General features: G+C 59.7%; 16 protein-coding genes. 9 read left to right on the forward strand and 7 right to left on the reverse strand.

Annotated features, from left to right (window positions below; genetic code table 11):
• Window positions 1-272: 272 nt before the first annotated feature.
• Window positions 273-2,114, reverse strand: a complete 1,842-nt coding sequence (locus J3P75_RS21720; RefSeq protein WP_418951619.1) for a potassium transporter Kup — start codon at window positions 2,112-2,114, stop codon at window positions 273-275.
• Between the two features lie 508 nt (window positions 2,115-2,622).
• On the opposite strand from J3P75_RS21720, the gene rimO reads away from it, so the two are divergent.
• From rimO to tsaA, 6 genes are all read left to right on the forward strand, one after another.
• Window positions 2,623-3,960 (forward strand): 30S ribosomal protein S12 methylthiotransferase RimO, encoded by a 1,338-nt coding sequence (rimO, locus tag J3P75_RS21725; RefSeq protein WP_024011887.1) that lies wholly within the window; start codon window positions 2,623-2,625, stop codon window positions 3,958-3,960.
• 304 nt (window positions 3,961-4,264) lie between these two features.
• Entirely contained in the window at window positions 4,265-4,738 is a 474-nt protein-coding gene (locus tag J3P75_RS21730) for a GNAT family N-acetyltransferase (RefSeq protein WP_434708135.1), read from the forward strand.
• A 185-nt stretch (window positions 4,739-4,923) separates the two neighbouring features.
• Window positions 4,924-5,634 (forward strand): rRNA pseudouridine synthase, encoded by a 711-nt coding sequence (locus tag J3P75_RS21735; protein WP_434708136.1) that lies wholly within the window; start codon window positions 4,924-4,926, stop codon window positions 5,632-5,634.
• A 70-nt stretch (window positions 5,635-5,704) separates the two neighbouring features.
• Complete coding sequence (locus J3P75_RS21740) at window positions 5,705-6,172, forward strand: DUF1456 family protein (protein WP_090282075.1); 468 nt, start codon at window positions 5,705-5,707, stop codon at window positions 6,170-6,172.
• A 166-nt stretch (window positions 6,173-6,338) separates the two neighbouring features.
• Window positions 6,339-7,109 (forward strand): SDR family oxidoreductase, encoded by a 771-nt coding sequence (locus J3P75_RS21745; RefSeq protein WP_434708137.1) that lies wholly within the window; start codon window positions 6,339-6,341, stop codon window positions 7,107-7,109.
• Window positions 7,110-7,291: 182 nt separating this feature from the next.
• Window positions 7,292-7,990 (forward strand): tRNA (N6-threonylcarbamoyladenosine(37)-N6)-methyltransferase TrmO, encoded by a 699-nt coding sequence (gene tsaA / locus J3P75_RS21750; RefSeq protein ID WP_434708138.1) that lies wholly within the window; start codon window positions 7,292-7,294, stop codon window positions 7,988-7,990.
• A 168-nt stretch (window positions 7,991-8,158) separates the two neighbouring features.
• Here tsaA and fpr read toward each other — a convergent pair whose 3' ends face one another.
• The gene (gene fpr, locus J3P75_RS21755; protein WP_007908723.1) at window positions 8,159-8,938 is read right to left on the reverse strand and encodes a ferredoxin-NADP reductase; all 780 of its coding nucleotides are present in this window, start codon (window positions 8,936-8,938) and stop codon (window positions 8,159-8,161) included.
• Between the two features lie 133 nt (window positions 8,939-9,071).
• Here fpr and J3P75_RS21760 point away from each other — a divergent pair, with 133 nt between their 5' ends.
• On the forward strand, window positions 9,072-9,998 hold the full coding sequence (locus J3P75_RS21760) for a LysR family transcriptional regulator (protein ID WP_093104099.1): 927 nt from the start codon (window positions 9,072-9,074) through the stop codon (window positions 9,996-9,998).
• Here the strand turns inward: J3P75_RS21760 and J3P75_RS21765 are convergent.
• The 3 genes from J3P75_RS21765 to J3P75_RS21775 form a co-directional block, all read right to left on the reverse strand.
• Window positions 9,995-10,357 carry a diacylglycerol kinase gene (locus J3P75_RS21765; protein ID WP_434708139.1) on the reverse strand — a complete coding sequence of 121 codons (363 nt, stop codon included), beginning with the start codon at window positions 10,355-10,357 and terminating at the stop codon, window positions 9,995-9,997. The genes J3P75_RS21760 and J3P75_RS21765 overlap by 4 nt on opposite strands.
• Window positions 10,358-10,431: 74 nt before the next feature.
• A complete protein-coding gene (gene erdR, locus J3P75_RS21770; RefSeq protein ID WP_090282070.1) occupies window positions 10,432-11,082 on the reverse strand; it encodes a response regulator transcription factor ErdR in 651 nt (216 codons plus the stop codon).
• Between the two features lie 221 nt (window positions 11,083-11,303).
• A complete protein-coding gene (locus J3P75_RS21775; RefSeq protein ID WP_434708140.1) occupies window positions 11,304-12,050 on the reverse strand; it encodes a tRNA-uridine aminocarboxypropyltransferase in 747 nt (248 codons plus the stop codon).
• Between the two features lie 189 nt (window positions 12,051-12,239).
• On the opposite strand from J3P75_RS21775, the gene J3P75_RS21780 reads away from it, so the two are divergent.
• Window positions 12,240-12,665 (forward strand): PA3611 family quorum-sensing-regulated virulence factor, encoded by a 426-nt coding sequence (locus J3P75_RS21780; protein WP_007908738.1) that lies wholly within the window; start codon window positions 12,240-12,242, stop codon window positions 12,663-12,665.
• On the opposite strand, the gene J3P75_RS21785 is transcribed toward J3P75_RS21780, so the two are convergent.
• The gene (locus tag J3P75_RS21785) at window positions 12,666-12,860 is read right to left on the reverse strand and encodes a hypothetical protein (RefSeq protein WP_434591679.1); all 195 of its coding nucleotides are present in this window, start codon (window positions 12,858-12,860) and stop codon (window positions 12,666-12,668) included.
• A 332-nt stretch (window positions 12,861-13,192) separates the two neighbouring features.
• On the opposite strand from J3P75_RS21785, the gene J3P75_RS21790 reads away from it, so the two are divergent.
• Complete coding sequence (locus tag J3P75_RS21790; RefSeq protein WP_434708141.1) at window positions 13,193-14,311, forward strand: TIGR00730 family Rossman fold protein; 1,119 nt, start codon at window positions 13,193-13,195, stop codon at window positions 14,309-14,311.
• A 56-nt stretch (window positions 14,312-14,367) separates the two neighbouring features.
• On the opposite strand, the gene recX is transcribed toward J3P75_RS21790, so the two are convergent.
• On the reverse strand, window positions 14,368-14,838 hold the full coding sequence (gene recX / locus J3P75_RS21795; RefSeq protein WP_434708143.1) for a recombination regulator RecX: 471 nt from the start codon (window positions 14,836-14,838) through the stop codon (window positions 14,368-14,370).

The raw sequence follows: 14,838 nt of genomic DNA on the forward strand, positions 1-14,838 counted from the left end.
GTGTCCACATTCCATGAAACGTGGACACCTGCTTGATCGGCATTATCGAATCGTCAACCCCAAACTCTGTCTGAACGCACCCCATAACCCTGTGGGAGCTAGCCTGCTAGCGATGGCGGTGGATCTGATAAAGATGTGCTGACTGACACTCAGCCATCGCTAGCAGGCTAGCTCCCACAGGGGTTTTGCAGTGGTTTTGAGAGTTGTACAACAGACACAAAAAAGCCCCCGCCAGCACAAGGCTGTCGGGGGCTTTTCGGTTGGGGCCAGGTTTACATCTCTACCTGCGTCCCCAACTCAATCACTCTGTTCAAAGGCAGATTGAAGAACCGCAAATTGCCATTGGCATTCTTCAACATGAACGCAAACAACGCCTCGCGCCAACGCGCCATGCCTTCGAGTTTCGAGGCGATCACGGTTTCGCGGCTGAGGAAGTAGGTGGTGCGCATCGGGCTGAAATCCAGTTCATCCAGATGGCACAGCTTCAGTGCCTGCGGCACGTCCGGTTCGTCGGTGAAGCCGAAGTGCAGGATGACCCGGAAGAAGCCCTCCCCGTGCGCTTCCACTTCGAAACGCCGCGATGGCGGTACGCGCGGGATGTCTTCGTAGACCACCGTCAGCAACACCACCTGTTCGTGCAGCACCTGGTTATGCAGCAGGTTGTGCAACAACGCATGCGGCACGGCGTCGGAGCGGGCGGTGAGGAACACCGCTGTGCCCTGCACGCGATGCGGCGGTTGTACGCGGATGCTGCTGATGAAGATCGGCAGCGGCAGCGCGCCTTCGTCGAGACGGTCGACCAGTAGTTGCTTGCCGCGCTTCCAGGTGGTCATCAGCACGAACAAAGCGATACCGGCGATCACCGGGAAGGCACCGCCCTGGATGATCTTCGGCACGTTGGCGGCGAAGTACAGGCCATCGACCAGCAGGAAGCCCAGCAGTACCGGGACCGCGAGAATCGGTGGCCATTTCCACAGCAGCAACATCACCGCCGACACAAGGATGGTGGTCATCAGCATGGTGCCGGTCACCGCCACGCCGTAGGCCGAAGCCAGGGCGCCAGAGGATTCGAAACCGATCACCAGCAGGACCACACCGACCATCAGCGCCCAGTTCACCGCGCCGATGTAGATCTGGCCCTGCTCGTCGCTGGAGGTGTGCTGGATGTACATGCGCGGGATGTAGCCGAGCTGGATCGCTTGGCGGGTCAGGGAGAATGCCCCGGAGATTACCGCTTGCGAGGCGATCACCGTGGCCAGGGTCGACAGGCCGACCAGCGGAATCAGCGCCCAGCTCGGCGCCAGCAGATAGAACGGGTTGCGCGCTGCGTCAGGGTTGTCTAACAGCAAGGCGCCCTGCCCGAAATAATTCAGTACCAGCGCCGGCAGCACCAACAGAAACCAGGCGCGGGCGATCGGCTTGCGGCCGAAGTGGCCCATGTCGGCGTACAGCGCTTCGGCACCGGTCAGCGCCAGCACTACCGCGCCGAGAATCGCCACGCCCATGCCGGTGTGCACCATGAAAAACCGCACCGCCCACGCCGGGTTCAACGCGTGCAGCACTTCCGGGGTGTGGCTGATGCCGTACACACCGAGAGCGCCAAGAACCAGGAACCAGGTGACCATGATCGGCCCGAACAGAATACCGATCCGCGCCGTACCGTGGCGCTGAATCAGGAACAAAGCAACCAGTACGACCAAAGACAGTGGCACGACCCAATGGTCGATGCCATCGAAAGCCAGACCCAGACCCTCAATTGCCGACAGTACCGAGATCGCCGGGGTGATCATGCTGTCGCCGTAAAACAGCGCCGCGCCGATCAGGCCGCAGACCACCAGCAACGAGCGCAACTTGCGCCGATGCCCCGCCGCTCGCCGCGCCAGCGCCGTGAGGGCCATGATCCCGCCTTCGCCCTGGTTGTCGGCGCGCAGCACGAACATCATGTACTTGATCGACACGACCCAAATCAGCGACCAGAAGATCAACGACAAAATGCCGAGCACGCCGTCGTGATTGACCGGCACGCCGTAACCGCCGGAAAATACTTCCTTGAGGGTGTACAACGGGCTCGTGCCGATGTCGCCGTAAACTACCCCGACCGCCGCGACCAGCATGCTCAGCGGCCTGGAGGCCGAACCCTCGGCGCCTGCCGCATGACTACTTGCCTGACCCATCCAACACTCCTGATCTCAATACCGGCTTCTTCGAATGAAGCACTATGCTTTGTGGTGCAGCATGCGCTGTTTTACCTGTTGTTACAGACGTTTTGTTGACTGCAAGAAATCGGTAAAGCTCAACGGCGCGAAGCATAGCGCAGCACTCGTCGTATTTCCCTGCATAAAGCTGGTCAAGTGCGTTGCCCGCCGCTAGAATTGCGCACTTTTTGATCAGAGGCGCACGAAACGTCCTGTCTCGCGAATCACTGCTGCTTTTTGACGGTGCCTGTTGTCGCCATGCTGCGTTGCCGCTTCTCGCCATAGCGCGCTATGACTCGGCGCGGCGCCTTGCCTGACGACAACAGTCACTCGTCAAAAAACAGCGGATTCACGAGACAGGACGTAAAGCGCCCATCCGTCAGCTGCCGCGCGTGGCCAGTGACGTCACAAAACACCGAGGTTAGACATGTCCACCACTCCTGCGCCGGCCAATCCAAAGGTTGGCTTTGTATCTCTGGGTTGCCCGAAAGCACTGGTCGACTCCGAGCGCATCCTGACCCAGCTGCGCATGGAAGGCTATGACGTGGTGTCCACTTACCAGGACGCCGACGTGGTGGTGGTCAACACCTGCGGTTTCATCGACTCGGCCAAGGCGGAGTCGCTGGAAGTGATCGGTGAAGCGATCAAGGAAAACGGCAAGGTCATCGTCACCGGCTGCATGGGCGTGGAAGAAGGCAATATCCGCGACGTACACCCGAGCGTGCTGGCCGTAACCGGTCCGCAGCAGTACGAGCAAGTGGTCAACGCCGTGCACGAAGTGGTGCCGCCGCGTCAGGATCACAACCCGCTAATCGATCTGGTGCCGCCGCAAGGCATCAAGCTGACCCCGCGTCACTACGCGTACCTGAAGATTTCCGAGGGCTGCAACCACAGCTGCTCGTTCTGCATCATCCCGTCGATGCGCGGCAAACTGGTCAGCCGCCCGGTTGGCGACGTGCTCGACGAAGCCCAGCGCCTGGTCAAGTCCGGCGTCAAAGAGCTGCTGGTGATCTCGCAGGACACCAGCGCCTACGGCGTCGACGTGAAATACCGCACCGGCTTCTGGAACGGCGCGCCGGTGAAAACCCGCATGACCGAACTCTGCGAAGCGCTGAGCACCCTCGGCGTCTGGGTCCGTCTGCATTACGTTTATCCGTACCCGCACGTCGACGAGCTGATTCCGCTGATGGCTGCCGGCAAGATCCTGCCGTACCTCGACATCCCGTTCCAGCACGCCAGCCCGAAAGTGCTCAAGTCGATGAAACGCCCGGCGTTCGAAGACAAGACCCTGGCGCGGATCAAGAACTGGCGCGAGATCTGCCCGGACCTGATCATCCGTTCGACCTTCATCGTCGGCTTCCCGGGCGAAACCGAAGAAGACTTCCAGTACCTGCTGAACTGGCTGACCGAAGCGCAGCTCGACCGCGTCGGCTGTTTCCAGTACTCGCCGGTCGACGGCGCGCCGGCCAACGATCTGGACCTGGAAGTGGTGCCGGACGACGTCAAGCAAGACCGTTGGGAGCGCTTCATGGCGCACCAGCAGGCGATCAGCTCGGCCCGCCTGCAGATGCGCATCGGCCGTGAAATCGAAGTTCTGGTGGACGAAGTCGACGAGCAAGGCGCGGTTGGCCGCTGCTTCTTCGATGCGCCGGAAATCGACGGTAACGTGTTTATCGACAATGGCAGCAACCTGAAGCCGGGCGACAAGGTCTGGTGCAAGGTGACGGATGCTGACGAATATGATTTGTGGGCTGAGCAGATCTGATCTGAACATCAAAAGCCCCTCATCGGAACGCCGCCCGCCTACCCCTCTCCCAAAGGGAGAGGGGACTGATCGGGTTGTTCTTTCGAATTGCGGTGACCTGAAATACCGGGTTGAACGCTGATTTTGAAAAGCATGAAGATCAGCTCCCTTCCCCCTCGCCCCCTCGGGGGAGAGGGTTGGGGTGAGGGGGAAGGCACCGCAATAAATCCAGAAGCCCCGGTCTTTTTATGAGATGCGGGGCTTTTTTGCGACTATCGTTTAGCGGGGGACGGACTCCCTTGAACCGCACAAGAGGCACACGCACATGCGTCACCATTCGGTCATCCACACGCCGAAACTCAGCGATTATCAGGAACTGACCCAGGTCTGGGAGGCCTCGGTCCGTGCGACTCATGATTTTCTGCCGGACAGTTACATCGAGCTGCTGCGCAACCTGGTGCTCACCCGTTATCTGGATGCGGTCATGCTGATCTGCACCAAAGACGCCCAGCAGCGCATCACCGGGTTTGCCGGGGTTGCGGCGGGCAAGATTGAAATGCTGTTCATCGACCCCGATTATCGCGGTCAGGGCCTAGGCAAGAAACTGTTGAATTACGCCATGCAGCATTTGAACGCCGATGAACTCGACGTCAACGAGCAGAATCCACAGGCCCTGCGGTTCTATGAGAGACAGGGTTTCGAGGTGATCGGTCGCTCGGAGGTCGATGGCATGGGCCAGCCGTATCCGCTGCTGCATATGCGCTTGCGGCAGTCCCAACAGCGCTCAAGCAACGGCTGACACAACACAACACCTGTAGGAGTGAGCCTGCTCGCGATAGCGCCAGACCAGCCGACATCAATACTGAATGTCAGAAAGCAATCGCGAGCAGGCTCACTCCTACAAATAACGATACCGAAATGGAACCGGGCTTAACCGGCGCCACACAGGTACAATGCCCACCCCTTTTTTGTTACGGCCCTGTCATGACTGACCCGATTCGCCTCTCCAAACGCCTCATCGAACTGGTCGGTTGCTCCCGCCGGGAGGCCGAGCTGTTCATCGAGGGCGGCTGGGTCACCGTGGACGGCGAAGTCATCGATGAGCCGCAATTCAAGGTCGGCGAGCAGAAAGTCGAGCTCGACAAGGACGCCAAGGCCACCGCGCCGGAGCCGGTGACCATTCTGCTCAACGCGCCGGCCGGCATGGACGTCGAAACCGCCATGCAATCGCTCAGCGCCGAGACCCTCAGCGAAGAGCACCGCTACGGCAAGCGTCCGTTGCGCGGACACTTCCTGCGCCTGATCGCCAGTGCCGATCTGCAGCCCAAGGCGAGTGGCCTGCTGGTGTTCACCCAGGACTGGAAAATCCTGCGCAAGCTCACCGCCGACGCGGCTAAGATCGAGCAGGAATACGTGGTCGAGGTCGAAGGCGAGATGGTCGCCCACGGCCTCAATCGTTTGCAGCACGGCCTGACCCACAAGGGCAAGGAGCTGCCGCCGGTCAAGGCCAGCTGGCAGAACGAAAACCGCCTGCGCTTCGCCATGAAAAACCCGCAACCGGGGATCATCGCGCAGTTCTGCGAAGCGGTCGGCCTGAAGCTCGTCGGCATTCGCCGCATTCGCATCGGCGGTGTGTCGATCGGCAAGGTCCCGGTCGGCCAATGGCGCTACCTGTCCGGCAAAGAGAAGTTCTGACTCTTCCACTGCCGCCACACATCTCGGCAGCGCCCGTGAGCGCTGCCCACCACGCATCAGGAATACCGACATGGTTCACAACGACGTACTGCGCAGCGTGCGCTACATGCTCGACATCAGCGACAAGAAGGTTGTCGAGATCATCAAACTCGGCGGCCTGGACGTGACCCTCGCCGACGTGGTGACCTGGCTCGACAAGAAAGAAGAAGACGAAGAAGGTTTCGTACGCTGCCCGGACGAAGTCATCGCGCACTTCCTTGACGGTCTGGTGATCTTCAAGCGCGGCAAGGACGAAAGCCGTCCGCCGCAGCCAATCGAAGTGCCGGTGACCAACAACATCATCCTGAAAAAGCTGCGCGTGGCCTTCGAGCTGAAAGAAGACGACATGCATGCGATCCTCAAGGCCGCCGAATTTCCGGTGTCCAAGCCTGAGCTGAGCGCGCTGTTCCGCAAGGTCGGCCACACCAACTACCGCCCGTGCGGCGATCAGTTGCTGCGCAATTTCCTCAAAGGGCTCACGCTTCGCGTGAGAGCGTAAAGCAGCTACAAGCTGCAAGCTGCAAGTTACCGCCCCGCTTTAACTTGCCGCTTGTGGCTTGCAACTCGAAGCTGGCCGCATGGCCCCTCATTCCCTCCGAAAATAGTGGCTCCGCTTTGCGCGGCTGGCGACTAGGGTGTACTCACCCTAATCTTCAGGATTTGCCATGCACCCCTACTTTTCCTTGCAAGGCCGCACCGCTCTGGTGACCGGCGGCACCCGTGGTATCGGCAAGATGATCGCCAAGGCCTTTGTCGAGGCTGGCGCCCGTGTCTACGTCTGCTCGCGCGACGCCGAAGCCTGCCATCAAACCGCTGAAGAACTCGGTGCCTTGGGCAAATGCCATGGCGTGGCGGCGAATCTGGCGACCGAGGAAGGTGTGCAGGAACTGGCTGCGCGCCTGGGCGAGCAGATCACGCACCTGGATATTCTGGTGAACAACGCCGGCACGACTTGGGGCGCGCCGCTGGAAAGTTACCCGGTCAAGGGCTGGGAAAAAGTCATGCAACTCAACGTGACGTCGGTATTCAGTTGCATCCAGCAATTTCTGCCGCTGTTGCGCAAGGCCGGTTCGGCGGCGAATCCGGCGCGGATTATCAACATTGGTTCGGTGGCGGGGATTTCTTCGTTTGGTGAGCAGGCGTATGCCTACGGGCCGAGTAAGGCCGCCCTGCACCAGTTATCGCGGATTCTGGCGCGGGAACTGGTCAGCCAGCACATCAACGTCAACGTGATCGCGCCGGGGCGGTTTCCGAGCAAGATGACCCAGCATATCGGCAACGATGAGCAGGCGCTGGCCGAGGACACCGCCCTGATTCCGATGAAGCGCTGGGGGCGCGAGGAAGAGATGGCGGCGCTGGCGATCAGCCTGGCGAGTACCGCCGGGGCTTACATGACCGGGAATATCATTCCTCTCGACGGGGGGTTCAGCCTCTGACATTGGCGGTGAAGCTATCGCGAGCAGGCTCACTCCTACAGGTCATGGGTGTACACAAAATTTGCGTTCACTGAAAATCCCTGTAGGAGTGAGCCTGCTCGCGATAGCGCAAGCCCAGCCACCACCAGACTTGAAGCGAGCCGGGTTATCATACCCCCCCTGCCCCGCTTCGATTGCAAACCATGACTTACAGCGTCTCCCCCATCGGCTTCGTGCGCTCCTGTTTCAAGGAGAAATTCGCCATCCCCCGTCAGCCACAACTGGCGCCCGCCGCACGTGGTGTGCTGGAGCTGGTCGCGCCGTTCGATCAGGGTGACGCGGTGCAGGGGCTGGAACAGGTCAGCCACGTCTGGCTGCTGTTCCTCTTTCACCAAGCGCTGGAAGACAAACCGCGGCTGAAAGTCCGTCCGCCAAGGCTGGGCGGCAACAAGTCGATGGGCGTGTTCGCCACCCGCGCCACACACCGGCCAAACGGCATTGGCCAATCAGTGGTGAAACTGGACAAGGTCGAAGCCAATCGGCTGTTCATTTCCGGCATCGATCTGCTCGACGGCACACCAGTGCTCGACATCAAACCCTATGTGCCTTACGCCGATATCATTCCCGGCGCCGCCAACAGCATTGCCAGCGCCGCGCCGCCGTTGATTGGCGTGCAGTGGACGGATTCGGCACTGCAACAGGCGCATACCCATGCACAGCGCCTCGGCGAGCCGTTGGTCGAGCTGATCGAGCAATGCCTGGTGCAGGACCCACGGCCGGCCTACCAGACCCCGGCGCCGGAACGTGAGTATGGCGCGCAATTCTGGGATCTGGATGTACGCTGGCATTACCGGACGCCTGAGCGGATTTGCGTGCTGGAAGTCATTCCAGCCTCAGCGTGAGCCCCAGAAACGAAAAAGCCCGCGCTGCCTTCTCAGGCAACGCGGGCTTTTTTATGGCATACAAACCATTGTGGGAGCGAGCCTGCTCGCGAAGGCGTCGTGTCAGCCAACGGATAGGTTGCTGACAGACCGCTTCGCGAGCAGGCTCGCTCCCACAGGGATTAGTGCTTATTTCTCCACGAACGCACGCTCAATCAGGTAATCACCCGGCTCGCGCATCCGCGCCGAGATCTTCAGGCCGAAGCTGTCGAGCACTTCGCTGGTCTCGTCGAGCATGCTTGGGCTACCGCAGATCATCGCGCGGTCGTCCTGCGGGTTGATCGGTGGCAGGCCGATGTCGCTGAACAGCTTGCCGCTGCGCATCAAGTCAGTCAGACGACCCTGATTCTCGAACGGCTCGCGGGTCACGGTCGGGTAGTAGATCAGCTTGTCACGCAGCGCTTCGCCGAAGAACTCGTTCTGCGGCAGGTGCTCGGTGATGAATTCGCGATAGGCGACTTCGTTGACGTAGCGCACGCCGTGAACCAGGATCACTTTTTCGAAGCGCTCGTAGGTTTCCGGGTCCTGAATCACGCTCATGAACGGCGCCAGGCCGGTTCCGGTGCTGAGCAGGTACAAGTGCTTGCCCGGGTTCAGGTCATCAAGGACCAGGGTGCCGGTAGGCTTTTTCGAGATGATGATCTCGTCGCCTTCCTTCAGATGCTGCAACTGGGAGGTCAGCGGACCGTCCTGCACCTTGATGCTGAAGAATTCCAGATGCTCTTCCCAGTTCGGGCTGGCGATCGAGTAAGCGCGCATAAGCGGGCGGCCGTTGGGCTGCTGCAGGCCGATCATCACGAACTGACCGTTCTCGAAGCGCAGACCCGGATCGCGGGTGCACTTGAAGCTGAACAGAGTGTCGTTCCAGTGATGAACACTGAGGACACGCTCGTGGTTCATGTTGCTCATGTACGTTTGACTCCTGGAGATTGGGTCTGCGCAGGCCCACCAAGGCCATAGCGCGCAATTGCATCGCATTCTAATAGCGACGACAATATCTGTTAACTGGATTATTAAGATAAGGGTTATCGGTTATATCGATATGCGATTTACTCTCCGTCAACTGCAAGTCTTCGTCGCCGTCGCCCAGCAGGAAAGCGTATCCCGTGCTGCGGGTCTGCTCAACCTCTCGCAGTCGGCGGCCAGCACGTCGATCACCGAACTGGAGCGCCAGTCCAGCTGCCAGCTGTTCGATCGCGCCGGCAAACGCCTGAGCCTCAACGCTCTGGGCAAACAGCTGTTGCCGCAAGCGGTGGCCCTGCTCGATCAGGCCAAGGAAATCGAAGACCTGCTCAACGGTAAATCCGGTTTTGGCTCTTTATCAGTGGGGGCGACGCTGACCATTGGCAACTACCTGGCCACCCTGCTGATCGGCAGCTTCATGCAACGCCACCCGGAAAGCCAGGTGAAGCTGCACGTGCAAAACACTGCCAATATCGTGCAACAAGTCGCGCATTATGAAATTGATCTGGGTCTGATCGAGGGCGATTGCAGCCACCCGGACATCGAAGTGCAGAGCTGGGTCGAGGATGAGCTGGTGGTATTCTGCGCACCGCAGCATCCGCTGGCGCAACGCGGCAGCGCGAGCATGGAAGAGCTGACCCACGAGGCGTGGATTCTCCGTGAACAGGGTTCCGGCACGCGCCTGACTTTCGATCAGGCCATGCGCCACCACCGCAGCGCGCTGAATATCCGCCTGGAGCTGGAGCACACCGAAGCGATCAAACGCGCGGTGGAGTCAGGGCTAGGGATTGGCTGCATCTCACGCCTGGCGCTGCGCGATGCGTTTCGCCGCGGCAGTCTGGTGCCGGTGGAGACGCCGGACCTGGATCTGGCCCGGCAGTTTTACTTCATCTGGCACAAGCAGAAATACCAGACCTCGGCCATGCGCGAGTTTCTCGAGCTGTGCCGCGCGTTCACCGCCGGGGTGCAGCGCAGCGACGAGATCGTTTTGCCGACCATCGCTTAAAGCAGAATCACCGCCCACACCAACGCGATCATGCTCAATGCCACGAGCTGCGCGGCGCTGCCCATGTCCTTGGCGTTCTTCGACAGCGGGTGCAGTTCCAGCGAGATGCGGTCAATGGCCGCTTCCACCGCCGAGTTCAACAGCTCGACGATCAGCGCCAGCAGACACACGGCGATCAATACCGCTTGTTCGACACGGCTGACGTTCAGAAAGAACGTCAACGGGACCAGCACGACATTGAGCAGCACCAGTTGGCGAAACGCCGCTTCGCCGGTAAACGCCGCGCGCAGGCCATCGAGCGAATAACCGGAGGCATTGAGGATACGTTTCAGGCCGGTCTGGCCCTTGAAAGGTGACATATGGAAGAGACCAACCAAAAAGGAGTGGGGAAGCTAGATCAACGAAAGTCAAAAAAGCGTGAAACCGCCAGCCATCACTGGCTCGGAATTGACTCAAGTTGTTGCAGCAGTAACGCCGCTTGCGTGCGGGTGCGCACATTCAATTTGCGAAAGATCGCCGTGACGTGGGCCTTGATGGTCGCTTCCGACACACTCAGCTCATAGGCAATCTGCTTGTTCAGCAGGCCTTCGCAGACCATGGTCAATACGCGGAACTGCTGCGGTGTCAGGCTGGCGAGGCCATCGCTGGCGGCTTTGGCTTCGTCGGACACGCTCACCGCCTCGAACGCTTGCGGCGGCCAGAACACATCGCCGTCGAGGACTTTGCGCACGGCTTGCTGAATCACGCTCAGATCGCTGGACTTGGGGATAAAGCCGCTGGCGCCGAACTCACGGGATTTGACCATCACCGAAGCTTCTTCCTGGGCCGAAACCATCACCACCGGAATCTGTGGATATTGCCCGCGCAACAGGACCAATCCGGAAAAACCGTAGGCGCCGGGCATGTTCAGGTCCAGCAGGACCAGATCCCAGTCAGCCTTTTCGGTCAGGCGGGTTTCCAGTTCGGCGATGCTCGCCACTTCCACCAGCCGCACATCCGGGCCGAGGCCCAGCGTCACTGCTTGATGCAGGGCGCTGCGAAACAGGGGGTGATCATCGGCAATCAGGATGTCGTATGTGGCCATTTTTCAAATGATCCTGTTTTTGATGGCCGGCCGGTGCATCCGGCCAGACCAAAGCAACTCGAGATGCCGCTCGCAAGCGATATCCACAGGGGCACGTTCAACGCCAATCAACAGCAAACACGGCGTTTCAAACCTTGGCCGCACCCAGAACGGCGCCAAGCATGCCCAGCCAGGACAGGGTGGTCAAGCAGCGCGGCCGCTGGCTCGTACAGTATGGGCCACTATTGCGCCAACTCCGCCTGCGGCTTTGGTATATAGCGCTGCAACTCGACATGGGCCGGCGTCGACTCGTTCTTGTCCAGTTGCTGCTTGGCGCCGAGGTAATGCTGGCTGAACACGTCGAAATACGCGTCCAGCGCCGAAGCGGCATCCGCATCACCGGCCAGTTCCAGACACAACGCCGCCACTTCTGCGGTGCACAGATGCTCGCTGCGGGTCGAGCGGCGCAAGCGGTAGCGCGACAGTTTGTCAGGCAACAGGCTCAAGATCGGCAGCCGATCAAAATACGGACTCTTGCGGAAAATCTTCCGCGCTTCGGTCCAGGTCGCATCCAGCAGGATGAACAGCGGGCGCTTGCTGGTATCGGCGGCAACCGTGTTGGTCACTCGCGACGGCTCGACATACTCGCCGGGAAACACCAGATACGGCTGCCATTGCGGATCGTTGAGCAATGCCAGCAATTGCGGGTCTGGCTCGGTGCGCGACCAGATGAACGCATGGTTGTCGCGCACCACATCGGCAATCAGCCAACCGGTGTTGCTGGGTTTGAACACTTCCTTACCGGTCATGATCAGGCACACGCCCGAACGGGTTTCGACAGTCGGCCGCCAGGCGCACAGGCAATGGCTGATGATCACCCGGCAGTCGCGGCAACGCTCGGAGCGAAAGCCCCGGGCCTGAATCGGCTTGATGCCTTCATCTTCACGCTGATCGCGCAGTCGGGCTACGGCGTTGGGGGCATGGTTCATCGCAGGCAACGTCGGCAGGCAGGGAAACTCGACACGAACAACACTCGGCAGGGCAATAAAGGCCGGCAGTTTACCAGAGCGAGCGGCACAAGCCTGTACCCTCCCGACCGGCTCCCCTATAATTCGCCGCCACTGAACGCACAGTCACGTGACGGGTCGAACCACCAGTCACTGAACCAGGAGAGTTTCATGCTGCGCCTTATCGTTCCCACCGCTGCCATTCTGCTGGCGTCGTCCTTCACCGCTCAGGCAGCGTCCCTGAGTGAGCAGAATCTGAACAGAGAGCTGCGCAACGTCGCCGCCCAGAGCAGCGTCGGCACGCCTCGGGCAATCAATGAAGATATCCTTGATCAGGGCTACACCGTTGAAGGCACTCAGTTGATCAATCACCTGAGCGTGCAGAAGAGCCACGCCGACAAAATGCGTGCTGACCCCAAAGCCGTGTATTTCCAGTTGGGCGCTTCGGTGTGCAACAACCCGTCGTACCGCAAGCTGATGGCCAAGGGCGCGATCATGCGTTACGACTTCACCGAAGTGAAAACCAACAAGGCAATCGGCTCCGCGAGCTATCAGGAATCCGATTGCCCGAAAGCTGCCCCGGCGAAGAAGAAGTAATCACGACGCATTGGCGCGCCGCTGTTCATCCTCGGCGCGCAATTCGGCCAGCAAGGCCTGCAGATACTGAGAACGGCGTTCGCCGCCGGCCAGACGTCGACAACACTCCTCTTCGAGACTGATCTGGTTAGTCTCGGCCGCTGCCAGCAACATTCGATACAGTTGCGTATCGATTTCCAGAACTACTCTGGCCATGTGTCCCGCCTCCATGCCACCTGCAAATCCTTCAATAGCCTGCCACTTGCGTACCTGATTGGTGCGAAGTTGTCGCCTAACGCCTGTAAATCAGTTAATCAGAGCGCTGACGGCCCGGTACGCGTTCGGACGAGCGGTAGCGCTTCGCGCTGAGCCATTCTCCGTTGCTTACAAAAGAAGTCGCAGCGTAATGCCGTGCGAAGGTCTAGATTCAGAGTATTCCCGATCATCTGTTGACGGCAGCCAAGGAACTGCCCAGAGGTGTGTTTTTGCAGCGCGGCACTGACGCCGCTCGTCAGGGCCATCCGCTCTGTGCATAAAGGAGACATTGAATGCCTTACCAACCGAATGACCTCTTGAGTCGTCATTTTCAGGAAAGCGGCCCCGACCTCATCAGCAAGGTCGAAGAACAACTCAACCGCGTTTCACCCAACAGCCCGAACCTCCCGATCTACCGCGACATGATCCTGACCGTGCTGCGCATGGCCCAGGCCGACCACAACCGCTGGAACGCCAAGATCACCCTGCAGGCCCTGCGCGAACTGGAGCAGGCCTTTCGCGTGCTCGAACAATTCAAGGGGCGACGCAAGGTCACTGTGTTCGGCTCGGCACGCACGCCGCTTGAACATCCGTTGTACGCGATGGCCCGTGAGCTCGGCGCCGCACTGGCGCGTTCCGACATGATGGTGATCACCGGTGCTGGTGGCGGCATCATGGCCGCCGCCCACGAAGGGGCCGGTCGCGATCACAGCCTCGGCTTCAACATCACCCTGCCCTTCGAACAACACGCCAACCCGACCGTGGACGGCACCGGCAATCTGCTGCCGTTCCACTTCTTCTTTACCCGCAAACTGTTCTTCGTCAAAGAAGCTGATGCGCTGGTTCTATGCCCGGGCGGTTTCGGCACGCTGGATGAAGCGCTGGAAGTGCTGACGCTGATCCAGACGGGCAAGAGCCCCTTGGTGCCAGTGGTATTGCTCGACACTCCGGGCGGCACGTTCTGGCAGGGCGCAATGGATTTCATTCGCCAGCAACTGGAGGTCAACCATTACATCCTGCCAACCGACATGAAGTTGATGCGGTTGGTTTTCAGCGTCGATGAGGCGGTGGAGCAGATCAATCAGTTCTACAGCAACTTCCACTCCAGTCGCTGGCTCAAACGCCAGTTTGTGATCCGCATGAATCACAAACTCAGCGACCAGGCACTGGAACATATGCAGGACGCCTTTGCCGACCTGTGCCTGAGCGACCGGTTTCATCAACACGCCTATGCCGGCGAAGAGCACGATGATGCCCAATTCAGCCATCTGGCGCGGCTGGCGTTCGCCTTTAACGCTCGCACCCACGGACGTCTGAGGGAATTGATTGACTATATAAACTTGCCGGAAAATTGGGCTCATACCCAACCACAGCCCTCGCAGCGAAGCCGGGAATCTTCGAATGCAATTTGAGGGCAAAAAAAAACGGCCCGCTATTTTCATAGCGGGCCGTTTTTTATCGAATCGTTCTAATCGTCCATCCCTCGACCGCTGAACAAGCGGTTGATCATCTCCATTGAAAATCCCCGATATGCCAGGAACCGGCCTTGTTTGGCCCGTTCTTTCGCATCAATCGGTAGATGTCCGGAGAACTTGCGCCGCCAGGTTTCCTGAAGTTGCTCCTGCCAATTGATACCGCTTTCGCGCAGGGCGAGTTCGATATCGGCACGCTGTAGACCGCGCTGGCTAAGCTCCTCACGAATCCGCAGAGGGCCATAGCCGGAACGGGCACGATAGGAAACAAAGCTTTCGAGGTAACGGGCTTCAGAAAGCAGACCCTCTTCCGTTAGTCGGTCGAGGGCCGTTTCGATCATTTCCGCTTCAGCGCCACGCTGGCGCAACTTGCGCGACAGCTCGACTCGACCATGCTCGCGACGTGCGAGCAGGTCCATGGCGGTTCGTCGCACTGCGACGAGTGTATCGAGTACGACGGTGGTCAT

It is taken from the genome of Pseudomonas sp. R1-1 (assembly GCF_051132135.1).
Taxonomy (GTDB): Bacteria; Pseudomonadota; Gammaproteobacteria; order Pseudomonadales; family Pseudomonadaceae; genus Aquipseudomonas.